At 55.9% G+C, this 23640-nt stretch carries 20 protein-coding genes; 13 read left to right on the forward strand and 7 right to left on the reverse strand.

The window, feature by feature from the left end; translation table 11 throughout:
* Positions 1-36: 36 nt before the first annotated feature.
* The 9 genes from glpD (at position 37) to mdcH (ending at position 8987) form a co-directional block, all read left to right on the forward strand.
* Positions 37-1542, forward strand: a complete 1506-nt coding sequence (gene glpD, locus GVJ63_RS16225; RefSeq protein WP_010671548.1) for a glycerol-3-phosphate dehydrogenase — start codon at positions 37-39, stop codon at positions 1540-1542.
* 381 nt (positions 1543-1923) lie between these two features.
* Positions 1924-3579 (forward strand): malonate decarboxylase subunit alpha, encoded by a 1656-nt coding sequence (gene mdcA, locus GVJ63_RS16230; RefSeq protein ID WP_010253213.1) that lies wholly within the window; start codon positions 1924-1926, stop codon positions 3577-3579.
* Positions 3579-4439: a triphosphoribosyl-dephospho-CoA synthase gene (locus GVJ63_RS16235; protein WP_132499647.1), complete on the forward strand. Its 861-nt coding sequence runs from the start codon at positions 3579-3581 to the stop codon at positions 4437-4439. Before mdcA ends, GVJ63_RS16235 begins: the two co-directional genes overlap by 1 nt.
* A gap of 8 nt (positions 4440-4447) precedes the next feature.
* The gene (gene mdcC, locus GVJ63_RS16240; protein ID WP_010253220.1) at positions 4448-4747 is read left to right on the forward strand and encodes a malonate decarboxylase acyl carrier protein; all 300 of its coding nucleotides are present in this window, start codon (positions 4448-4450) and stop codon (positions 4745-4747) included.
* Positions 4740-5573 carry a biotin-independent malonate decarboxylase subunit beta gene (locus GVJ63_RS16245; RefSeq protein WP_010253223.1) on the forward strand — a complete coding sequence of 278 codons (834 nt, stop codon included), beginning with the start codon at positions 4740-4742 and terminating at the stop codon, positions 5571-5573. The genes mdcC and GVJ63_RS16245 overlap by 8 nt, the downstream gene beginning before the upstream one ends.
* Positions 5573-6373: a biotin-independent malonate decarboxylase subunit gamma gene (gene mdcE / locus GVJ63_RS16250; RefSeq protein WP_159227120.1), complete on the forward strand. Its 801-nt coding sequence runs from the start codon at positions 5573-5575 to the stop codon at positions 6371-6373. Before GVJ63_RS16245 ends, mdcE begins: the two co-directional genes overlap by 1 nt.
* A 133-nt stretch (positions 6374-6506) precedes the next feature.
* Positions 6507-7466, forward strand: coding sequence for an AEC family transporter (locus tag GVJ63_RS16255; RefSeq protein WP_010253228.1), 960 nt, complete (start codon positions 6507-6509; stop codon positions 7464-7466).
* Position 7467: 1 nt separating this feature from the next.
* Complete coding sequence (locus GVJ63_RS16260; protein ID WP_022624026.1) at positions 7468-8088, forward strand: malonate decarboxylase holo-ACP synthase; 621 nt, start codon at positions 7468-7470, stop codon at positions 8086-8088.
* A complete protein-coding gene (gene mdcH, locus GVJ63_RS16265; RefSeq protein ID WP_010253234.1) occupies positions 8085-8987 on the forward strand; it encodes a malonate decarboxylase subunit epsilon in 903 nt (300 codons plus the stop codon). Before GVJ63_RS16260 ends, mdcH begins: the two co-directional genes overlap by 4 nt.
* Here mdcH and GVJ63_RS16270 read toward each other — a convergent pair.
* The 6 genes from GVJ63_RS16270 to glgB form a co-directional block, all read right to left on the reverse strand.
* On the reverse strand, positions 8968-9903 hold the full coding sequence (locus GVJ63_RS16270) for a LysR family transcriptional regulator (protein ID WP_010253237.1): 936 nt from the start codon (positions 9901-9903) through the stop codon (positions 8968-8970). The two genes, mdcH and GVJ63_RS16270, sit on opposite strands and share 20 nt — an antisense overlap.
* Positions 9904-10125: 222 nt before the next feature.
* Positions 10126-12573 (reverse strand): glycogen phosphorylase, encoded by a 2448-nt coding sequence (gene glgP, locus GVJ63_RS16275; protein WP_010253240.1) that lies wholly within the window; start codon positions 12571-12573, stop codon positions 10126-10128.
* A gap of 19 nt (positions 12574-12592) precedes the next feature.
* Positions 12593-14026: a glycogen synthase GlgA gene (gene glgA, locus GVJ63_RS16280; protein WP_010253243.1), complete on the reverse strand. Its 1434-nt coding sequence runs from the start codon at positions 14024-14026 to the stop codon at positions 12593-12595.
* 63 nt (positions 14027-14089) lie between these two features.
* Positions 14090-15382, reverse strand: a complete 1293-nt coding sequence (gene glgC / locus GVJ63_RS16285) for a glucose-1-phosphate adenylyltransferase (protein ID WP_010253246.1) — start codon at positions 15380-15382, stop codon at positions 14090-14092.
* A 10-nt stretch (positions 15383-15392) separates the two neighbouring features.
* The gene (glgX, locus tag GVJ63_RS16290) at positions 15393-17375 is read right to left on the reverse strand and encodes a glycogen debranching protein GlgX (RefSeq protein WP_159227121.1); all 1983 of its coding nucleotides are present in this window, start codon (positions 17373-17375) and stop codon (positions 15393-15395) included.
* Positions 17372-19555 (reverse strand): 1,4-alpha-glucan branching enzyme, encoded by a 2184-nt coding sequence (gene glgB, locus GVJ63_RS16295; RefSeq protein WP_010253252.1) that lies wholly within the window; start codon positions 19553-19555, stop codon positions 17372-17374. Before glgB ends, glgX begins: the two co-directional genes overlap by 4 nt.
* A 660-nt stretch (positions 19556-20215) precedes the next feature.
* Here glgB and GVJ63_RS16300 point away from each other — a divergent pair.
* The 4 genes from GVJ63_RS16300 to GVJ63_RS22255 all read left to right on the forward strand — a co-directional run bounded on the left by GVJ63_RS16300 (position 20216) and on the right by GVJ63_RS22255 (position 22013).
* On the forward strand, positions 20216-20725 hold the full coding sequence (locus GVJ63_RS16300) for a DUF2778 domain-containing protein (protein ID WP_010253255.1): 510 nt from the start codon (positions 20216-20218) through the stop codon (positions 20723-20725).
* Entirely contained in the window at positions 20706-20966 is a 261-nt protein-coding gene (locus GVJ63_RS16305) for a hypothetical protein (RefSeq protein ID WP_010253258.1), read from the forward strand. Before GVJ63_RS16300 ends, GVJ63_RS16305 begins: the two co-directional genes overlap by 20 nt.
* 7 nt (positions 20967-20973) lie before the next feature.
* Positions 20974-21459: a type VI secretion system tube protein TssD gene (locus GVJ63_RS16310; protein ID WP_089414992.1), complete on the forward strand. Its 486-nt coding sequence runs from the start codon at positions 20974-20976 to the stop codon at positions 21457-21459.
* A gap of 392 nt (positions 21460-21851) precedes the next feature.
* A complete protein-coding gene (locus GVJ63_RS22255; RefSeq protein WP_164501699.1) occupies positions 21852-22013 on the forward strand; it encodes a hypothetical protein in 162 nt (53 codons plus the stop codon).
* Between the two features lie 492 nt (positions 22014-22505).
* Here the strand turns inward: GVJ63_RS22255 and asd are convergent, their stop codons facing one another.
* Positions 22506-23615, reverse strand: coding sequence for an aspartate-semialdehyde dehydrogenase (gene asd, locus GVJ63_RS16315; protein WP_010671542.1), 1110 nt, complete (start codon positions 23613-23615; stop codon positions 22506-22508).
* Positions 23616-23640: the final 25 nt, after the last annotated feature.

The raw sequence follows: 23640 nt of genomic DNA on the forward strand, positions 1-23640 counted from the left end.
CATTAGTGAACTATTCCGAACATCGGAGGAGATGACGTGGAAACCAAAGACCTGATCGTGATCGGCGGCGGCATCAACGGTGCCGGCATTGCAGCAGATGCTGCAGGACGCGGACTGTCGGTGTTAATGCTGGAGGCGCGGGATCTGGCTTGCGCGACCTCCTCTGCCAGTTCAAAACTGATTCACGGCGGCTTGCGCTACCTTGAACATTACGAATTCCGTCTGGTCAGTGAAGCACTGGCCGAGCGTGAAGTGCTGCTGAAAATGGCTCCGCATCTGGCGTTCCCGATGCGCTTCCGTCTGCCGCATCGTCCGCATCTGCGTCCGGCGTGGATGATCCGTACCGGCCTGTTTATGTATGACCATCTTGGCAAGCGTACCAGTCTGCCAGGCAGTAAAAGTTTGCGATTTGGCGCGGATTCGGCCCTGAAGCCGGAAATTACGCGCGGATTCGAATATTCTGACTGCTGGGTCGATGATGCCCGCATGGTGGTACTGAACGCACAGGAAGTCGTGAAGCGTGGCGGCGAAGTCCGTACCCGCACCCGCGTGACCCGTGCCTGGCGTGAAGGCGGCCTGTGGAAGGTCGAAGCGGAAGATGTCGACAGCGGTAAAACCTTTACCTGGCAGGCGAAAGGCCTGGTCAATGCTGCCGGCCCGTGGGTCAAACAGCTGTTCGACGACAGTCTGAAGCTGAAATCACCTTACGGTATTCGCCTGATCAAGGGCAGCCACATTGTGGTGCCACGCGTCCATACCGAAAAGCAGGCTTACATTCTGCAGAACGAAGATAACCGCATCGTGTTTGTCATCCCGTGGATGGATGAGTTCTCTATCATCGGTACCACCGACGTCGAGTACAAAGGCGATCCGAAAAACGTCAATATTGATGACAGCGAGACCGACTATCTGCTGAAAGTGTTCAACGGACACTTTAAAAAGCAGCTGACCGCTGACGATATCGTCTGGTCCTATTCCGGTGTCCGTCCGCTGTGTGATGACGAATCCGATTCGCCACAGGCGATCACCCGTGATTACACCCTGGATGTGCGCGACGATAATGGTCAGGCTCCGCTGCTGTCGGTATTTGGCGGCAAGCTGACCACCTACCGTAAGCTGGCAGAACATGCGCTGGAGAAACTGGCGAAGTACTACCCGAACGCGGGCCCGGCATGGACGAAGAACTGCGTGTTGCCAGGCGGAAATATCTCCGGCACCCGTGAAGATTATGCGGCCAGCCTGCGTCGTCGCTATCCATTTATCAGTGAAAATATGGCGCGCCACTTCTCGCGCACCTACGGCAGCAGCACTGAAACCCTGCTGGCTGGCGCGAAAAGCCTGGACGATCTGGGCGAGAACTTCGGTCACGAGTTTTACGAAGCAGAATTACGCTACCTGGTGCAGCATGAGTGGGTTCGTGAGCTGGATGATGCTATCTGGCGTCGTACCAAACAGGGCATGTGGCTGACCAAAGAGCAGCAGGCGCGAGTCACCGAGTGGCTGGCAGCGAAAGCTAAACCCGCCCTGTCGCTGGCATCATAAACGGACAGTAACTAACTAAAGAATCAGAAAGCAGGCTTCGGCCTGCTTTTTTTATGTCTGCGATAGCGGGTCGGTGAATCCGGGTGCTGATCCAACAGGTTGCGCTTTTCAGCGTGTAGCAGAGTTTATTTTTGTACGACGAACATTTTATTAAAAATGCCAGGCTCAAACCATTTTTTATACAGAAATCCGTTTATGCGATCACATTTTTGGTCAGCGCCTAAACTCAACTCTTTCTGCTTCGCATATCAAAACGTTCACATCCTATTGTTACTGTAAATATAACGTTCAGGCTTTTTGCTTAATTGAACGACGTCATCAGAAAGCACAAACTTTCCTCAGTAAAAACGAAACAACCGTTATTTTAATCAGGAGGTTGAAATGAACACAGGCCAAACGCCTGCCCGGGAATGGAACACACGCCGCAGTGAAAAAGCGCGTCGTCTGGCATCCTTCCCTGTTGATGGCAAAGTCATTCCTACTGAAAGAGCTGTAGAAGCATTTGAAAAACTGATTGCACCGGGCGACCGGGTGGTACTGGAAGGGAATAACCAGAAGCAGGCCGATTTTTTATCACGTACCCTGGCTGAGGTTAATCCGGCGATAGTACACGACCTGCATATGATTATGCCGAGCGTGGGTCGCAGTGAGCATCTGGATATTTTCGAAAAAGGCATTGCGCGTAAACTCGACTTCTCTTTTTCCGGTCCGCAAAGTCTGCGTATTTCTCAGTTGTTAGAAGATGGTCAGCTGGAAATAGGCGCAATCCACACCTATATCGAACTCTATTCCCGCCTTTATGTCGATCTGAGTCCAAACGTCGCGCTGATTGCCGGTTATAAAGCTGACCGCAAAGGCAACCTTTACACCGGCCCGAGTACTGAAGATACGCCTGCCCTGGTGGAAGCCGCCGCGTTCCGTGACGGTATCGTGATTGCCCAGGTAAATGAGCTGGTCGATGACGAGACCGACCTGCCCCGCGTCGATATTCCCGGCTCCTGGATCGATTACATCGTCGTAGCCGATAAACCTTTCTTTATCGAACCGCTGTTTACCCGCGATCCGCGCCTGATTAAACAGGAACATATCCTGATGGCGATGATGGCGATTAAAGGCATTTACGCCGAACATCAGGTGCAGTCACTTAACCACGGTATCGGTTTTAACACCGCCGCGATCGAACTGCTGCTGCCTACCTACGGCGAACAACTCGGCCTGAAAGGCAAAATCTGTAAGCACTGGACCCTTAACCCGCATCCGACGCTGATCCCGGCGATTGAGAGCGGCTGGGTTGAGAGCGTGCACTGCTTCGGTGGCGAGCTGGGCATGGAAGAGTACATTCGCGCCCGTCCCGATATCTTCTTCACCGGCAGCGACGGCTCTATGCGCTCTAACCGCGCCTTCTGTCAGCTGGCAGGTCAGTATGCGGTGGATATGTTTATCGGTGCCACCCTGCAGGTCGATGGCCTGGCAAACTCCTCAACCGTGACCCGCGGTCGCCTTTCCGGTTTCGGCGGTGCGCCTAACATGGGTCACGATCCGCACGGCCGGCGTCATGCCACGCCTGCATGGCTCAATATGATCACCGAACCGGACCCGATGCAGCGCGGTAAAAAGCTGGTGGTTCAGATGGTGGAAACCTTCCAGGCCGGTGCCAAACCGACCTTTGTTGAAACGCTTGATGCGGTTGAAGTGGCGAAATCGACCGGTATGCCGCTGGCACCGGTGATGATCTATGGCGATGACGTCACCCACGTGCTGACCGAAGAGGGTATTGCCTATCTCTATCGCGCGGAAAGCCTTGAAGAGCGCCGTGCGATGGTCGCTGCGGTAGCCGGCATCACCGATATCGGCCTTGGCGTTGATGCGGCGCGCGTGGCGGCCCTGCGTAAAAGCGGCAAAGTGGTCTATCCGGAAGATATGGGCATTCGTCGTTCAGATGCGACCCGCTCACTGCTCGCCGCCAGCAGCGTCTCTGACCTGGTGGAATGGTCGGGTGGTCTTTATAACCCACCGGCAAAATTCCGGAGCTGGTAATGAAACTTCTGTCGCAGACTCAAACCGAGGCGCAGGCCAGCCAGCTGGCGACGATTGCGCGCGATTGTCTGACCGATGAAGCGCGGCTAAGCCCCAAGCCGGGTCTGGTAGACAGTCGGGGGAACGGCGCGCATCAGGACCTGACACTGGCGCTGATGGAGCGTTCCGCTCACAGCCTTGTGCCGACCTTTCTGGCGCTGGCCCGTCACAGCTGGCTGCGTCCTGCTGATATTGCCCTGCGTGAAACGGTGGGTCGGCTGGGCCGTGACGGTGAACAGCAGATGATGGCGGCAACCGGCGGCGTCAACACCCATCGGGGTGCGATCTGGGCGCTGGGACTGCTGGTCAGTGCTGCAGCCATGCACGGTGGCGCGGCCAGTGCCGACCAGATGACCCGCACCGCAGCCGCGCTGGCCAGCCTGCCCGACCGCGCCGCGCCAAAACTGTTCAGCAAAGGGTTAAAAGCGACGCATCGCTATCAGGTGCCCGGCGCACGCGAAGAGGCGCAACAGGCGTTTCCTCACGTAATGAAGCTGGCGCTGCCACAACTGCTGACCAGTCGTGCAACGGGTGCCAGTGAAAGTGAAGCCCGCCTTGATGCGCTGATGGCGATCATGACCTCGCTCAGCGATACCTGCGTGCTGTCACGGGCCGGTATGACCGGACTGAAAGCGATGCAGCAGGGAGCACGCGCCGTGCTGCTGTCTGGCGGCTGTCGCACAGCAGGCGGCCAGAAGGCGCTGGCGCAGCTCGACCAGCGCATGCTGTCACTCAACGCTTCGCCTGGCGGGGCCGCCGATTTGCTGGCCGCGACGCTGTTCATTGATCGGGTCTGTTCACCTGAACATTCTTATTTCTAGAGGCCATTATGGAACACATCACATTATCTTTACCTGCTAACCGCTCACTCAGCGGTAAAGCTCTGGCAGGGGTCGTTGGTTCCGGTGATATGGAAGTGCTGTACACCGCAACTGAAGGACAAACGCTTAGCATTGATATCACCACCTCACTGGATAACAGCGACGCCCGCTGGAAGGCGCTGTTTGACCGCCTGAATTTAACCAACGGTCTGCCCGCCGGAAAGCTGATTATTCACGATTTCGGCGCGACACCCGGCGTGGCTCGTATCCGTATTGAACAGGTTTTTGAGGAGGTGAGCCATGCGTAACGATGCCAGTTTTATTGAATTACGCGCCCGTGAGCGCGCCCGTGCACTGCTGGACGACGGCAGCTATCGCGAACTGCTGGATCCTTTCGAAGGCATCATGTCGCCGTGGCTGGCCCCGCAGGGTGTGGTGCCGCAGTCAGATGACGGCATGGTGGTGGCACGCGGCACGCTGAACGGTCAGCCTGCGGTCGTTATCGCCATTGAAGGCACCTTCCAGGGTGGCAGCATGGGCGAAGTCTCCGGTGCCAAAATGGCGGCGGCGCTGGAACTGGCAGCCGAAGACAACCGCAATGGAATACCCACTCAGGCGGTGCTCTGCCTGGAAACCGGCGGCGTGCGTTTACAGGAAGCCAATCTGGGGCTGGCGGCGATTGCCGATATTCATGCCGCGATTGTCGATCTGCGCCGCTATACCCCGGTTATCGGCATTATTGCCGGTACCGTCGGCTGCTTTGGCGGGATGTCCATCGCCGCTGCGCTGTGCAGCTACCTGATTGTGACGCGTGAAGCGCGCCTGGGGCTGAACGGTCCGCAGGTGATTGAGCAGGAAGCGGGCATTGAAGAGTATGACTCGCGCGATCGCCCGTTTATCTGGAGCATGACCGGCGGTGAAATCCGCTACGCCAGCGGCCTGGTCGATGCGCTGGTCGGTGATGGCGTCAATGCGGTTAAAAGTGCGATGAATGACTTCATCGCTAAAGGTGTTCCGGCGCAGCACCGCAGCGATAAATATGCCGATTTCCTGCCACGTCTGACGCAGTTCGACACCCGTCAGCAGGCGGACACGGCGCAGATTAAACAGCTTTTCGCCCGGGAGGATAAATAATGACCCAGACAAACAGCCGCGGTGCAATCTGGCTGGAAAAACTTGCACCTGATGCGCAGCGCCTCAGCGGCCTGTGCGCCTCTGTCCAGGTGGCGGACGGTGAACTTAATGGCGAAAGCGTGCGCTTTATCGCCGTGGTGCCCGATGCACAAAACCACTATCCGCGTGCCGCGAGGGGCGAAGTCGGTCTGCTGGAAGGCTGGACGCTGGCGAAAGTGGTGAATGAAACGCTGGAAGAGGACAAGAACAGCGACGTGAAACGCCCGATTGTGGCGGTGATCGACGTGCCGAGTCAGGCCTATGGTCGTCGCGAAGAGGCGTTCGGTATTCATCAGGCGCTGGCCGGGGCTGCGGGCGCTTATGCCAAAGCACGCCTTGCGGGTCATCCGGTGATTGGGCTGATTGTTGGCAAAGCGATGTCTGGCGCCTTCCTGGCGCACGGTTATCAGGCCAACTGCCTGATTGCGCTCAACGATCAGGGTGTGCTGGTGCACGCGATGGGTAAAGAGTCCGCCGCGCGTATCACGCTGCGTTCGGTGGAGGCGCTGGAGAAACTGGCGGCGACCATTCCGCCGATGGCCTATGACGTGAATAACTTCGCCACGCTGGGTCTGCTCTCCGATCTGCTGAACGTGGCCAATCCCGATGCGCCTTCTGACGCCGATGTGGCGATGGTCGAGATCGCGTTGCAGAAAGCCATTAGCGATGCGCGTCAGGATCCGAGCCTGAAAAACCGGCTGGGCGCATCCAATCGCCACAGCTCCTCCCTGGTTCGCGAGCGGATGCGCGCAACCTGGTAATTAAATAAAAAAATAAACCTGCCGAAACCGGTCTGACGGGGCGCATTGCTAAGTGCGCCCCGGGGCAGTGGCCGTGTTCAGAATTATAAACATCGCTGTTAACAGAAAATTCTTTCTTAAATACAGGTGATTTATGATTTATATAATTGTTCATGCCCTTGCTCCGATTTTTGTCATCATGCTGCTGGGTTTCTGGGCCGGTAAGGCCGGAATGGTCAACAACAAAGACGTCTCTCTGCTGAATATTTTCGTCATGGATTTTGCGCTGCCCGCCGCGCTGTTCAGTGCCACGGTACAAACGCCCTGGCCGGGCATCGTGGCGCAATGGCCGCTGATTGTGGTTATTACCGGCGCAATGTGGATTACCTATGGAGCTGTCTATTTCGCGGCTACAAAAGTTTTCAAAAAGTCACCGCAGGATGCGGCTGTGCTGACACTGACGGTGGCGCTGCCAAATTACGCCGCGCTGGGCCTGCCCATTCTGGCCAGCGTACTGGGTGAAAATGGCGCCACCTCGCTCTCGGTAGCGGTCTCCATCGCCTGTGGTTCAGTGCTGCTTACACCGCTTTGCCTGCTGATTCTGGAACGTGAAAAAGCGTTTGCCGACGGCACCGAACACGGTTCAACCCTGACCATGCTGCCGATTCTGATGTGGCGTTCAGTGAAAAAACCGATCGTACTGGGACCGTTGATTGGCGTGGTGTTATCAGCGCTGGGCGTTAAAATGCCTGATCTGGTGCTGGCCGCCATCAAACCGCTGGGTCTGGCTGCCACGGCCGCTGCACTCTTCCTGACCGGTGTCATCCTGTCGGCACGCAAACTGAAACTCAACGCGGTGGTGGGCGTCGGCACGGTGACTAAACTGCTGATTCAGCCCTTTATCGCCTGGGGTCTGGTGCTGGCATTGGGTCTCAGCGGTCCTGTGGCCATTACCGCCATTCTGATGATTGCGCTCTCCGCCGGTTTCTTCGGGGTGGTGTTTGGCAACCGCTTTGGCGTGCAGTCGCCGGATGCAGAGGCTGTGCTGCTGCTCAGCTCTATTCTCTGTATTTTGTCATTACCGCTGTTCATTACGCTGACATCAGGAATGTAATATGAGCTCTGTACCGCGCCCCCACGATCTTCTCTGGCTGCGAGACAGCAACGCCTTAGCCGCCATCAGTGAGAGCTGGGTCAGTCAGTTCTGGCATCCCGGCCTTCCGGTCGTGGTGCGGCGCGACAGGAGCGAAACCGGGCTGATACCGGTGGGTGTGCGCGGCGAGCGTCGCGAACAGCGCGCCGCCGGATGGGTCAATGCAGCGGATATCGTTCGCGTTGTCACGCCGGAGATGCTGGCAGCGCGTGCGCAGTTGCTTGCCTCGCCGTTCACCGCTTATGCGCCGGTCGGCGCGGCGATTGCCCTCAGTGAGCACGACTGGCCGTGGCGCTGGGGCATTACCGGCAGTACCGGTTACGCACTGGCAACACAGCAACCCACGCTGCATGCCGCCAGCGATCTTGATTTAGTTATTCGCGCGCCAGAGCCGCTGGCGCGCGATACGCTGCAACGCTGGCAGGCGCAAACCGACACGCTGGCCTGTCGGGTCGATACGCAGATAGAAACGCCGTCCGGCGCGTTTGCCCTCAGCGAGTGGCTGCGTGAAGGCCGCGTGCTGGTTAAAACCGTTACCGGGCCGATACTGACCGCTTCACCCTGGAGCAGGGAGCTACAATGAAAATACTCTTTACCTTTCCCGGCCAGGGCACTCAGCGTGCCGGGATGTTACAGCACCTTCCCGACGGCGACGCCCTGTTAAACAGCGTGCGTGCAGTGCTGGGCGACGAGACTGACCAGCTCGACAGTGCCGATGCACTGCGCCACACGCGCGCCGTGCAGCTCAGTCTGCTGATTTGCGGTGTCGCCTGGGCGCGCGAGCTGATCCGCCGTGGGGTGAAACCCGATATCGTCAGCGGTCTGTCGATTGGTGCGTTTCCTGCTGCGGTGATTTCCGGCGCGCTGGATTTCAGTGATGCTTTGCGGCTGGTGGCGCTGCGCGGCGATCTGATGGAGCAGGCTTATCCGGAGGGATATGGTCTGACCGCCATCACCGGCCTGACGCTGAGTCGTCTGGAGAAACTGCTGCCCGGCAGCAACACCTATATCGCCAACCTGAATGCGGAAACGCAGATTGTGATTGCTGGCCGCGACGAGGATATGGCGGTAGTCGCGCAGAAAGCGCTGGATGCCGGTGCCAGCAAAGCGATTAAACTCGCGGTGAGCGTGCCGTCGCACTGCGCGCTGCTGGATAAGCCCGCCGCAGAACTGGCGCGCGCGTTCGGGTCCGTCAGCCTTTCCCGTCCCCATTGCGCTTACCTCAGTGGCTCAACCGGACGCGTGATTTGGGAGCCGGAGAAGATTGCCGACGATCTTGCCTTTAATATGGCGCGTACGGTGCAGTGGAATGATGCGATGGTTTCAGCCAATCAGCGCGATGCCCGACTGGCGATTGAGATGCCGCCTGGCAATGTGCTGACCGGCCTGACGCTTCAGGCGGGCTGGCAGGGCGACGCGATTTGTCTGGAGCGCAACAGCGTTGAGGTTGCACTCCATCTGGTTAAACGGCTGAGTCAGTAAGGCTGCGGGCGTACATCCGCCCTTCTGCCGCCAGTGCCAGCAGGTCATTATCCCGTTCGCGGCGATGTGAGTAGACAATCGAGATCTGCTGACGCATCTGGTAAGGCTCAGCGAGCGTCAGCAGCTGAATGTTGTTTTCATACACCTTCTTCATCCGTCCCGGAATCAGCGCCAGGCCGACGCCCGCCTGCACCAGGCTTATCATCGAGAAGATGTCATTCACCTGGGTGACCATGCGCGGTTCAAATCCGGCTATCTGGAACGCCTCCTGCGAACCGGCATAGGTGGCAAACCCCTCAGCCAGCGAGACAAAATCACGGTCGGCATAATCACGCAGATCCACCGGACCAGCTCCGTCCCGCGTCTCACCGGCCGGTGTGGCCAGAAAGATCCTGTCCTCAAACAGCGGAATCACATCAAAATGCGCGTCGCTGAGTTCGCCGTCATCGGTGGCGATCAGAATCGCATCCAGCGCATCATCTTCCAGCATATTCAGCAGCATTTGATTGGAACCCATGGTCAGATCGAGCTCCAGCGTGGGCCGACGTAGCTTCATGCCCATGATCAGCCGGGGAATGGTCTCCAGCGTCAGGGAGTAGAGCGTGCCAAGTCGCAGACGCCCTCCGCCGATGCCTGCGACTTTGCGCGCCTCTTCAATGCCTTTGCCCATCAGGGTGGTCACATCGCGACAGTAGTCCAGCAGCGTCCAGGCGGCAGGCAGCGGCACCAGGTTGCGGCCCTTGTGGATAAACAGCGGGCAGTCGATGCCCTCTTCCAGCGTATGCAGTGCGCGATGCACGCTGACGCTGCTCAGCGCCAGCGCTTCCGCCGTACGGGCGATATTGCCCTTGCTCATAAACATCATGAAGACGCTGAGTTTACGGAAGGTAATTTCCTGGTTGATGTTGTCACTCATTGCTGCTGTTGCCTGTAGGGTCATTTTGCTTTCCCGCATAGTAGCGATTCTCAGCCAGGGTGTAATGATCTGGCTCGCACAAGAGGCACTTACGGAGGCAGAGGCGATAAGAGGCTGAACCTGCTGAAAGAGGTGCGGGATAGACGGTGAGCAAAGAGAGCACAGGAGAGTGCGGCCGATCCCTCGGCCGCAAAGAAAGTCAGAAACCTGACTGCACGCGCCTTACAACCTTACTGGCGAGATATTCCAGATCTCATCAGCATACTCCTGAATCGTACGGTCCGACGAGAAGTAGCCCATTCCGGCGATGTTTTTAGCCGCGCGGCGTTGCCACTCATCCGGTTTACGGTAGAGCGCATCCACTTTATCCTGGGTATCCACATAGCTGCGATAATCCGCCAGCAACTGGTAGTGATCGCCGAAGTTGACCAGTGAATCGAACAGATTGCGGTAGCGGCCCGGATCCTGCGGACTGAACAGACCGGAAGCAATCTGAGTCAGCACCTGATGCAGCTCTTCATCCTTTTCATAATAGTCACGCGGGTTATAGCCCCCTTTACGCAGGGCTTCGACCTGCGGCGTGGTATTACCGAAAATGAAGATGTTCTCTTCACCGACGTGATCCAGCATTTCAACGTTGGCCCCATCCAGCGTACCGATGGTCAGCGCGCCATTCAGCGCAAACTTCATATTACTGGTGCCGGACGCCTCTGTCCCTGCGGTAGAGATCTGCTCAGAGAGATCGGCCGCCGGAATAATGATCTGCGCCAGGCTCACGCTGTAGTTCGGGATGAAGACCACCTTCAGTTTGTTCTTCACCTGCGGATCGTTGTTGATCACATTGGCGACATCGTTGATCAGATGAATGATGTGCTTGGCAACGTAATAGGCCGACGCCGCTTTACCGGCAAAGATATTGACGCGTGGCACCCAATCCGCCTGCGGATCGGCCTTGATACGGTTGTATCGGGTGATCACATGCAGCACGTTGAGCAACTGGCGTTTGTACTCGTGAATGCGCTTGATCTGCACATCAAACAGCGCGTTCGGGTCGAGCACCACGTCCAGATTCTTCGCCACCCAGTCGGCCAGCCGACGCTTGTTCTGATACTTGGCGACCGCCACTTTTTCGATAAACGCCGGATAGTCGATCTGCGCCTTCAGCTCGCCCAGCTGGCTGAGATCGGTGCGCCAGTTGCGGCCAATCTCCTCATCCAGCACCTCTGACAGCGCCGGGTTCGCCAGCGCCAGCCAGCGACGCGGAGTGACACCATTGGTTTTGTTACAGAAGCGGCCAGGGAACAGACGGGAGAAATCGGCAAACAGCGACTGTACCATCAGGTTGGAGTGCAGCTCCGAAACGCCGTTTACTTTGTGGCTGACCACCACCGCCAGCCAGCCCATGCGTATCCGGCGGCCATCGTTTTCATCGATGATCGAAATGCGCGACAGCAGATCCAGGTCATCGGGATAGTGATCCTGAATGGTCTTAAGGAAGAAGTCGTTAATTTCAAAAATAATGCTGAGATGACGCGGCAGGATCTTGCCGATCATATCGACCGGCCAGGTTTCCAGCGCTTCGGTCATCAGCGTATGGTTGGTGTAGGAGAAGACCTGACAGCAGACGTCAAAAGCGTTGTCCCAGCTGAATTTATGATCGTCGATCAGCAGACGCATCAGTTCGGGGATCGCCAGCACCGGATGGGTATCATTCAGGTGAATAGCGATTTTATCCGCCAGGTTGTCCCAGGTCTGATGCATCCGCCAGTGACGATTCAGAATGTCCTGCACCGTCGCGGAGACCAGGAAATATTCCTGACGCAGGCGCAGCTCGCGGCCTGAGTAGGTCGAATCATCCGGATAGAGCACGCGCGACACGTTCTCGGAGTGGTTTTTATCTTCCACCGCCGCAAAGTAGTCGCCCTGGTTGAACTTGCCGAGGTTGATTTCGTTGCTGGCCTGCGCGCCCCATAGCCGTAAGGTGTTGGTAGCGTCGGTGTCAAAGCCCGGAATGATCTGGTCATAGGCCATCGCCAGGATCTCTTCGGTCTCCAGCCAGCGCACTTTCGCGCCTTCGTGCTGGACGCGGCCACCAAAGCGCACTTTGTAACGGGTATTGAAACGCTGGAATTCCCACGGATTACCATATTCAAGCCAGTAATCCGGCGACTCTTTCTGCTCACCTTCCACAATGTTCTGTTTGAACATGCCGTAATCATACCGGATGCCATAGCCACGGCCCGGCATGCCCAGCGTCGCCAGCGAGTCGAGGAAACAGGCCGCCAGGCGACCCAGACCACCGTTGCCCAGCCCCGGATCGTTCTCCTCTTCCATCAGCTCGGCCAGATCCAGTCCCATCTCATCCAGCGCCTGGTTGAGATCGTCATAAATCCCCATCGCCAGCAGCGCATTGCCCAGCGTGCGGCCCATCAGGAACTCCATCGACAGGTAATAGACCTGCCGGACATCCTGCGACAGCTGAGCACGGCTGGAACGCAGCCAGCGCTCCACCATCCGGTCGCGCACCGCCAGCAGCGAGGCGTTAAGCCACTCATGCTTATTGGCGATAGAGGGATCTTTGCCGATGGTAAACATCAATTTATAGGCAATCGAATGCTTTAAGGCATCAACCGTCAACGTTGGTGAGGCGTAAGTGAAAGGTGCATTCATATCCAGTTTTCCCAATCCGTTACATCAAACGTTGGTAGAGATCACGGTAGGCTTGTGCTGCCACCTGCCAGCTAAAGTCCATCGCCATTGCCTGGCGCTGAACATAGCGCCAGAGCGAAGGACGGGACCACAACACAAACGCGCGCCGGATAGCCCGAAGCAGTGACCAGGCGTTGGCATCTTCAAAACTGAATCCACTGGCGATGCCGTCGGCCAGATTCTCCAGTGAGCTGTCATTCACGGTATCGGCCAGCCCGCCGGTGCGACGCACTAACGGCAACGTACCATACTTGAGGCCATAAAGTTGTGTCAGACCACAGGGCTCAAAGCGACTCGGCACCACAATCACGTCCGCGCCGCCGACAATGCGGTGTGAGAACGCTTCGTGATAGCCGATCTGCACGCCGACGCTGCCCGGATGCTCTGCCGCCGCCGCCAGGAAGCCCTGCTGCAGTTCAGCATCGCCCTGGCCCAGCAGCACCAGTTGACCGCCCTGCGCCAGCAAGCCGGGCAGCGCCTCCAGCACCAGGTCCAGCCCTTTCTGTTTGGTCAGACGGCTGATTACGCAGAACACCGGCGCTTTATCATCCACCTTGAGACCCATCGCCACCTGCAGCTGACGTTTGTTCTCCGCTTTCGCTTCCAGCGTGTCGCGGTTATAACGCGCGCTGAGCAGCAGATCGTGCGCCGGATCCCAGATAGAGGGATCAACGCCGTTGAGAATGCCGCTAAGACGGCCTTCACGCATCCGCTGTGCCAGCAGGGTTTCCATGCCGTAAGCATATTCGGCAGAGGTAATTTCATGGGCGTAAGTCGGGCTGACCGCCGTGATATGGTCGGCGTAAAAAAGTCCCGCTTTCAGGAAGGAGATCTGACCGAAAAACTCCAGCCCGTGCATGTTAAAGAACGACCATGGCAGGCCAATCTCTTCCATGTGGTGCGCCATGAACAGCCCCTGATACGCCAGGTTGTGCACGGTGAAGACCGATTTAGCCGGACGACCACGCGCTTCCAGATAGGCGCAGGTCAGGCCTGCGTGCCAGTCATGGGCATGCACAATATCGGGACGCCACATCGCGTCCATGCCGCACGCCAGTTCACAGCCAACCCAGCCCAGCAGCGCAAAGCGCAGATAGTTGTCGACATACGCAAACTGCGATTCGTCATGGTAAGGACTACCCGGACGATCGTAGAGGCCGGGAGCATCAATCAAGTAGATGCCCACACCGTTAAATTCACCAAATAGCAGACGTACATGACCGGCAAATGTTTCTCGCTCTGTCACGACCTGGAGATCAGGTATGCCTTTGCGCAATGCGGGAAAAGCGGGCAGTAGTACCCGCGTATCCGTGCCGCCCGCAATTTGTGCCTGAGGTAATGCCCCGACTACATCAGCCAGTCCGCCCGTTTTTAGCAGCGGGAAAAGTTCCGAACAGACATGTAAAACCTGCATCCTCGACCTCATTAAGTTATCCGACACGCTCCGCGTGCCGATTGCGTAAGTTTCGCTTATCGCTTACAGCCCCGCTTTGGCCAGCCTGGCCAGCATGGCGCGGGTTACCAGTACGATGCCTTCATCCGAACGGTGAAACCGGCGACTGTCTTCATCCGGGTTTTCGCCAATGACCATGCCTTCCGGTAACTCGCAGGCACGATCAATGACGCAGCGACGCAGACGACACGATCGGCCCACTACCACATCAGGCAGCAGTACAGTTGAATCTATATTGCAAAAAGAGTTAACGCGTACCCGCGGGAACAGCACCGAATTGACCACCACTGAACCGGAGATGATGCAGCCCCCCGAGACCAGCGAGTTCATGGTCATCCCGTGACTGCCGGAACGATCCTGAACAAATTTGGCCGGCGGCAGCGGCTCCATGTGGGTACGAATCGGCCAGGTGACGTCATACATATCGAGTTCAGGCATCACCGATGCCAGGTCGAGATTGGCGCGCCAGTAGGCTTCCAGCGTCCCGACGTCGCGCCAGTAAGGCGGCGCATTGTCATCGTTCTGTACGCAGGAGAGCGCAAAGGAGTGCGCATAGCCTTCGCCGCTTGCCACGATTTTCGGCAGGATATCTTTGCCGAAGTCGTGGTTAGAGCCTGGCGTCTGCAGATCCTCTTCCAGCAGTTCATAAAGATAGTCTGCGTTGAAAACGTAGATCCCCATGCTGGCGAGCGCCTGGGTGTCATCACCCGGCATGGTGGGCGGTTTCGCGGGTTTCTCCACGAAATCGATCACCATGTTCTCTTCGTCCACCGCCATCACGCCAAACGCCGTGGCTTCATGCACCGGCACCGGTAAACAGGCGATGGTACATTTCGCCTCGTTGACCACGTGATCCAGCAGCATGCGTGAGTAATCCATCTTATAAATGTGGTCCCCGGCGAGGATCACGATGTACTGCGCCTGATAGCGGCGAATCACATCAAGGTTTTGCGTCACGGCATCGGCCGTCCCGCGATACCACTGTTCGGTCGAAAATCGCTGCTGCGCTGGCAGCAAATCGACAAACTCATTCATCTCTTCATTGAAGATCGACCAGCCACGCTGGATGTGCTGAGTCAGGGTATGAGACTGATACTGAGTAATCACGCCAATCCGTCGGATACCGGAGTTGACGCAGTTGGAGAGGGCAAAGTCGATAATGCGGAACTTGCCGCCGAAATGCACCGCCGGTTTGGCACGTTTGGCCGTTAAATCGACCAGGCGCGTGCCGCGTCCGCCGGCGAGGATCAGAGCAACCGTCTGTGTAGGGAGCTGGCGGGCCAGCATCAGGTGATCTGTTCTATCTAACTTAACCATGTCTGACTCCTTATGATTGCTTTTGGAACACGCACACACCGTGTGCGGGACCATGCCAGACAGTTAGCAGTATGGGGTTGTCGTCCCCGGCGAAAGGAGGAAGGGCGCGCCATTCTCCGTCTGGTAACACGATGTCATTCACCGTATCCGTGGCGTTTATTGTTATTAACCAGCGGCCGGACAGCAGGATCTGCAATCTGTGCATCCCCTGTGCCCATTCATCGTGTTGCAGTGGCTGGCCACCGGCATTGAGCCACTGCACATTGCCGTCACCGTCCTGCCACCAGCGATCTGCGGTCAGCGCCGGAATGCGCTGGCGCAGCTCGATCAGTGCAGCGGTGAATCCGACTAATCCCTTCTCATCCGCCTGCCAGTCAAGCCAGCTCAGGGCGTTGTCCTGACAGTAAGCGTTGTTATTGCCGCGCTGGGTGTGGCCGCGCTCATCGCCTGCCAGCAGCATCGGCGTGCCCTGTGACAGCAGCAGCGTCGTCAGCAGTGCCCGCACGCTGCGACGGCGACGTTCAATCACGTCGAAGCTGACGTTCAGCCCCTCTTTGCCGTGGTTGTGGCTGTAGTTATCGCCGTGACCATCACGGTTATCTTCCCCGTTCGCTTCGTTGTGTTTACGTTCGAAGCTCACCACATCCCACAGCGTAAAGCCGTCGTGGGCGGTGATCAGGTTAACCGTGGCGTGTGGCGACCGGTCATCATGCTGGTAGAGATCGCTGGAGGCGGCAAAGCGGCGGACGAACTCGCCGTTGCTTATGTCGCCGTGCAGCCAGTAACGACGCGCGGTGTCGCGAAACTGATCGTTCCATTCGGCAAACGGCGGCGGAAAACGGCCAACCTGATAGCCGTCAGGGCCGATATCCCAGGGTTCAGCAATCAGCTTGACCTGAGAGAGCAGCGGACAGGCGCGTATCGCCTCAAAAAATGGCGCATCACGCTGGTAATCCGGTGTGCGGCCCAGCACCGGCGCGAGGTCAAAGCGGAAGCCGTCGACGTGGCAGACCCGCACCCAGTAGCGCAGCGCCTCTAAAGCCCACGTCATCACCTTCGGATGATGGATATTCAGCGTGTTGCCGCAGCCGGTCCAGTTCTGATAATCGCCCTGCTCATCGAGCCAGTAGTAGCTGGCGTTGTCGATGCCGCGCATGGAGATTGTCGGGCCAATCTCATCCAGTTCAGCGGTGTGGTTGAACACCACATCCAGCAGCACTTCGATACCCGCGGCGTGCAGGTTTTTGACCGCCTGCTGAAACTCCTGCAACGGCGTCACGTCCGGCTGACCGGAGGCGTAACGGGGATCCACCGCCCAGAGCGCAAAGGGGTTATAGCCCCAGTAGTTGCTGAGGCCGAGCTGCAGCAGTCGCGGCTCGCTGGCGAAGTGCGCCACCGGCAGTAGCTCAAGGGTGGTAATCCCCAGACTGCGCAGGTAATTCACCATAACAGGATGACCGAGCGCCGCGTAAGTCCCGCGCAGCGTTTCCGGAATTTCCGGATGCTGCTGCGTCAGGCCGCGCACGTGGGCTTCGTAAATCACCGTGTTACCCCAGGGAATACCCGGTGCGACGTCGTCCTGCCAGTCAAAATCCTCCGCGACTACCCGTGACTTCGGCGCAATCGCCGCGTTGTCATGCGGATCGGGCTGCGCCTCGCCGCCATGAAACAGCGGGTCATCCGGTGCATCGCCCTCAACCGCGCGGGCGCAAGGGTCAACCAGCAGCTTCGCCGGATTAAAACGGTGTCCCTGCTGCGGTGCCCAGGGACCATGCACCCGGTAGCCGTAGCGCTGTCCTGGCTTCAACGCCGGAACATAACCATGCCAGATATCCCCGCTGCGGCCAGGCAGGTCAAGACGCTGTTCTGCACCCTGCTCATCAAACAGGCAGAGCTCTACGCGCCCGGCATGCTGTGAGAACAGGGTGAAGTTAACGCCTTTGCCATCGTAACTGGCACCCAGCGGTTCGGGATCTCCGGCAGTGATGGTCATTCAGCCTCCCGCACCAGCCATACCGTTGCCAGCGGCGGCAGATTGAGGCTCAGCGACTGCGGTCGCCCGTGGCTCTCCTGCTCATCGGTATGCACCCGATGGTTGCGCACGTCGCTGCCGTGATACTCATGCTGATCGGTATTCAGCACTTCACGCCAGTAGCCAGGCTGGTTAACGCCAAAGCGATAGCCCGGACGCGGCACCGGCGTAAAGTTACTGACCACGATCACTTCGTTGCCTTCACGGTCACGACGGACAAAGGCGAAGACGGAGTGTTCCGCATCGTTTACCACCAGCCACTCAAAGCCTGCCGGATCGAAGTCGAGCTGATGCAGCGGCGTGTAGTACTGATAGGTGTGGTTGAGATCGCGCACCAGACGGTGAACGCCGTGGTGCCAGTTGTCGTCCCCTTCCAGCAGATGCCAGTCAAGGCTGACATCGTGGTTCCACTCGCGACCCTGGGCAAATTCGTTGCCCATAAACAGCAGTTTCTTGCCGGGGAAGCCCCACATCCAGCCGTAGTAAGCACGCAGGTTGGCGAACTTCTGCCATGCATCGCCCGGCATACGATCGAGAATCGAGCGCTTACCGTGCACCACTTCGTCATGCGACAGCGGCAGCACAAAGTTTTCGGTGTAGTTGTACATCATGCCGAAGCTCATCAGATCGTGATGGTGCTTACGGTAGATGGGATCGACCTTCATGTAGTCGAGGGTGTCGTGCATCCAGCCCAGATTCCATTTGAACCAGAAGCCCAGCCCGCCGTCTTCGGTGGGACGCGTCACGCCAGGGTAGTCTGTCGACTCTTCGGCCATGGTCACCGAACCGGATGCCACGGTGCCGAGCGTACGGTTGGTGTGACGCAGAAACTCAATCGCTTCCAGGTTTTCACGGCCGCCGTACTGATTCGGCACCCATTCCCCTTCGCTGCGGCTGTAGTCGCGGTAGATCATCGATGCCACCGCATCCACACGCAGGCCATCAATGCCAAAGCGCTCCGTCCAGTAGAGCGCATTGCCCGACAGGTAGTTGCTCACTTCCCGGCGACCAAAGTTGTAGATCAGGGTATTCCAGTCCTGGTGAAAGCCTTCACGCGGGTCGCTGTGCTCATAGAGCTCGGTGCCGTCGTACCTTGCCAGACCGAAATCGTCGCTGGGGAAGTGGCCCGGCACCCAGTCGAGCAGCACGTTGAGGCCCGCCTCATGGGCGGCGTCAATGAAGGCGCGGAACTCGTCACGGGTACCAAAACGTCGGGTCGGCGCATACATGCCCAGCGGCTGATAGCCCCAGCTGCCATCAAAGGGATGTTCGTTGATCGGCAGCAGTTCGATATGGGTAAAGCCCATCTCTTTGACGTAGGGCACCAGCTGTTCAGCCAGCTCTTTGTAGCTCAGCCAGAAGTTGTTGTCGGTGTGACGACGCCAGGAGCCCAGATGCACTTCATAGATGGAGATCGGCGCGTCAAAGGCGTTGGCCGCCTTGCGCTCCGCTTTCATCTCAACAGGCTCTGGCAGACCACAGATCATCGACGCAGTCTGCGGACGCATCTGCGCCTCAAAGGCGTACGGGTCCGCTTTGATGCGCAGTTCGCCATTGGCGTCGATGATTTCATACTTGTAGAGCTGGCCGTTGACCGCGCCCGGTACAAACAGCTCCCAGATGCCCAGCTCCTGACGCAGACGCATCGGATGACGGCGGCCATCCCAGAAGTTGAAATCGCCAACCACTGACACGCGACGGGCGTTGGGTGCCCAGACGCAGAAGCGGGTGCCGAAGACGCCATCAATGACGTCGCCGTGCGCGCCCAGCGTCTCATAAGGGCGCAGGTGCGTCCCTTCTGCCAGCAGCCACAGATCCATCTCCTGCAGCAGCGGACCAAAGCGATAGGCATCGTCTACCAGGTTTTGCTGGCCGTGCCAGTTCACCGCCAGCTGATAGCGGAACGGGTTTTTGCGGCGTGGAATAACGCCACTGAAGAAGCCACGTGCATCTTCACACACCAGCTGAGCCAGTTTGCGCCCGGTGGAGGTTTCAATGACCCACACTTCAAGCGCTTCGGGGAGCAATGCCCTGACTTCAAGGCCTTGCTGAGTTCGGTGCATCCCTAGTAACGAAAAAGGGTCGGCATAATTACCCGCAAACAGGGCATTGATCGCATCGCGATCGGGAAGCTCTGACATGACTTTCTTCCTGTGATAATTGGCAGCCGAAATGAACGCGACACAGCCTGTCGCGGTTCACCTGCGCTGCTCTTCATTGAGCCATACGTACAACGACAAAGAAGTCAGGCCATTCCGTGGGAAAAGTGTTTTTGCCGTGTACCACAACCATTTAATCCGGAAAGCACAAGAGTTACCTGTGGCACATCATGGTTAAATCATAGCTTGGTCACGGCACTTGCCATGGACTAAAGCAAAATAATCTTTACCGACCGGCAAAAAAGGGAAGTTGATCACTGAGTAAGCGAAACGGTAGATTGTTTCGTGTACGACAAAAACAAAAAAGGCCGGATAAACTGATGATTATGGTCATTTATGTTGCCTGGAGCGCCCCGACTGATGAAGCTGCATTTTTCACCGGAATGAAACAGAGCCTCTGCCACCGCCAAATCTCAGAGTTCAGGATCGCTGGGTGCAGAGGACGATTGAGAAAAGCTACCTGATAATGTGTTGTAAAGCGATGGTTAGCAGTATGTTTCTGACATGAAATGGATTGAGTCATAAAAAAGTTGAGAATTGAATCTGCTTCACGATCCTAAATTTTGCCCAAAATAGCCGTACATCTGTTTTTTACTTTGAATTAGCATGTAAATTCAAAAATTTTAGAAGTAAAGGACTGCTATGTCTTTACAAGGAAAGTTTGTCATAAACAATGCTGATTACTCTCCTCTGATTTTTCCGGGCTTAGGCACTTTTTTAGCGTTTTCTGGTAATGATATTTACCGTAATAAGGGTGGCTGCGGGATGATAATAAACAAAGGGCCATTACCTGCCGGACACTACTACATAGTCGACAGACCTTCTGGTAGTTGGGTCAATAGCGTCAGAGCATGGGCAATTGACGAAATAAAAAGTGCATTCAAATATCATGTTGATCATTCAGAATGGTTTGCCCTTTTCCGCGTGGATGGGATGATCGACGATAGCACCTTTTTTCGAGGAGTAACGCGAGGAGGCTTCAGGCTTCATCCCGGTCAGGTTTCAGAGGGCTGTATTACGCTGGCCTGGCAATCAGACTTCAACATGCTGAGAAATGCTCTATTAAGAACATCTAAAATCTCGGTTCCTGGCACAGACTTAAAAGCCTATGGCACCATTGAGGTAATCACTTATGGCGACACTTGCCCGTAGATTAGGAAAATTAGCCTTCTTCCTTCTTCTTTTACTTATCGTTGGTCGGGCTATGGGTGAGCCTTATAACTGGATTAATTATGATTTCGCTTTAAAGCTAGGCCATATTTTATATGGCTCCGGTGAAATTGGCGCAGAGGCAATAGATGATACGTATTTCTATATGAGTTTCCTCACTAATATAGTTATCACTGCGGCAATTTTTTTCATAACAATGAAGTTGATCAGAAAAGTAAGGTGATAATAGGATGCCAATTCCTGCTTACATGTGGCTCAAAGATGATGGCGGTGCTCATATTAAAGGTTCTGTTGATGTATGGGATCGTGATGGCAGCATTGAGATTATTGGTTTCAGTCATGGACTGAACATTCCTGTAGATAGTGCTAACGGCAAGATAACCGGCAAGCGTTCACACTCACCGATGATGATTGAAAAGGAGTTTGATAGCTCCAGTCCATATCTTTATAAGGCGGTTGCTACGGGCCAGACGCTGCAAAGTGCGGAAATCCGCTGGTATAAAATCAATCATGCCGGGCAGGAAGAGTGTTACTTTGTCATGACTATTGAGGGGGTAAAGATCACTGGCGTGAATCCTGGCATGCCAAACGCTAAAATGTCCGGTAATGCGCAAATCAACCATATGGAATCAATATCCATGATGTATGACAAAATCACATGGCGTTATGTTGATGGAAATGTCCAGTATACCGATGACTGGAATATACGAGCATAGAACATCGGATAGAAATGCTTCACTGAAGGGCATGAATGTGTAAATAAACGAATAAAAATATAATAGCCTGAATTTATACTGACTACTACAACTCTAAAATGGCGTACCAGCATCATCGTACAGGTATTTTCTTCCAGAACGAGATTCGCATACATTACTTTCATTCTAAACATTTCCGAATGTAATGGCGCAACTATTTTTTTACGTCATTAACTCTGCAAGCACAGAGGGTTAACATACTAAAGAATGAATAAGTCATTCAATTTTGAACATTGTCACATTTCGAAAATGAAGCGGTAAAAGTTAGCAAAACATGATTGAAAACCAGACAAGTTAGTCGTATTAAAAAAAAGACATCAATTAAGATGTCTATGTGAATAAGGAAATTAACAATGGCAAAACATTGGTCAGGGCAACCATGCCCTAAGACTGGAACTTATGGCCAGTATCACGATACTGACAATTCATACGCAGGAACTGCATATGATCGCCATGTGAAAAAAGATGATCCATTTCCGCCAAGCAAAAACAATCATCACTTCAAAGAAAAGTGATACTGAATAGAAAAAGCCCCTCGGGGCTTTTTCTTTTTTACCACCGTATTACATCCTTATTGACCACCGTACCATCATTCCCATCCCGTCATTTAAAATGCATTAGCGTCTAAAAAAGCCTGCATTGCGCATGCCTGATAAATGATGATTTTTGGGCGGTTAGGACCTTAATGAAAAGTGTTTGCAGATTCAGTCTGACGAACACAATTTCTAAGACACTATGTACTCCATTGAGCAGCGACAGAATGTGCATATTGCTGTGATGCAAGTCTCTGCCCAAAGCCATCCATCAAGCTCAAAAAACACACCATAAAACGCAAAGAATTTTTTGGCTGAAGTCAAAATTATCCATAGACTGGACTAACAACAAAAAGCCCGTAACCATCAACAATGATTACGGGCTTTCATATAGCTATCAGACAGTTAATCGATCATCTTTGCCTAATCTGATCGGCATTGATCATAAATCCGGCCTTTGGCGATGTTTTCTGTTTAGCTGGTTAACAACCGCAGCATGCGACGTAGCGGTTCGGCTGCGCCCCATAACAGCTGGTCGCCCACCGTGAAGGCGGAGAGATATTCCGGCCCCATATTCAGTTTACGCAACCGGCCAACCGGCGTGGTCAGCGTACCGGTGACAGCGGCAGGCGTCAGTTCACGCATCGTCAGTTCGCGGTCATTCGGCACCACTTTGACCCACTCATTGTGAGAGGCCAGCAGCTGCTCAATTTCAGCCAGCGGCAGGTCGCGTTTCAGCTTCAGCGTAAAGGCCTGGCTGTGGCAGCGCAGTGCCCCGACGCGCACGCACAATCCATCAACGGGGATGACATTACGGGTGGCGAGGATCTTGTTGGTCTCAGCCTGGCCTTTCCACTCTTCGCGGCTCTGACCGTTTTCCAGCTGTTTGTCGATCCACGGAATCAGGCTGCCCGCCAGCGGCACGCCGAAGTTATCGGTCGGCAGGGTACCGGAACGGGTGAAGTCGGTCACGCTACGCTCGATGTCGAGGATGGCGGAGGCCGGGTTCTGCAGCGCAGGCGCAACGTGATCGTGCAGCATGCCCATCTGGGTCAGCAGTTCACGCATGTGGCGCGCGCCGCCGCCAGAGGCCGCCTGATAGGTGGCAACCGAAGCCCACTCCACCAGGTCCTGAGCAAACAGGCCGCCCAGCGACATCAGCATCAGGCTGACGGTACAGTTACCGCCGACAAAGGTTTTGATCCCACTGTCGATACCCTGGCGAATCACCGCATGGTTGACCGGATCGAGGATGATGATGGCATCATCTTTCATGCGCAGCGTGGAGGCCGCATCAATCCAGTATCCCTGCCAGCCGCTGGCGCGCAGCTTTGGATAGACGTCACTGGTGTAGTCGCCGCCCTGGCAGGTAATAATGATATCCAGCGCCCGCAGCGCCTCAATATCAAACGCATCCTGCAGTGTGCCCTGCTGTTTGCCCGCAAATGCGGGTGCCGCCTGACCATGCTGCGACGTCGAGAAGAAGACCGGATTGATTGCATCAAAATCACGCTCTTCACTCATGCGGGACATCAGCACGGAGCCGACCATACCGCGCCAACCAACAAAACCTACATTCTTCATGTCGTGTCCGTCTAAGGCAGTTACA

Source organism: Pantoea sp. 18059, from assembly GCF_902706165.1.
Lineage (GTDB): Bacteria > Pseudomonadota > Gammaproteobacteria > Enterobacterales > Enterobacteriaceae > Pantoea > Pantoea agglomerans.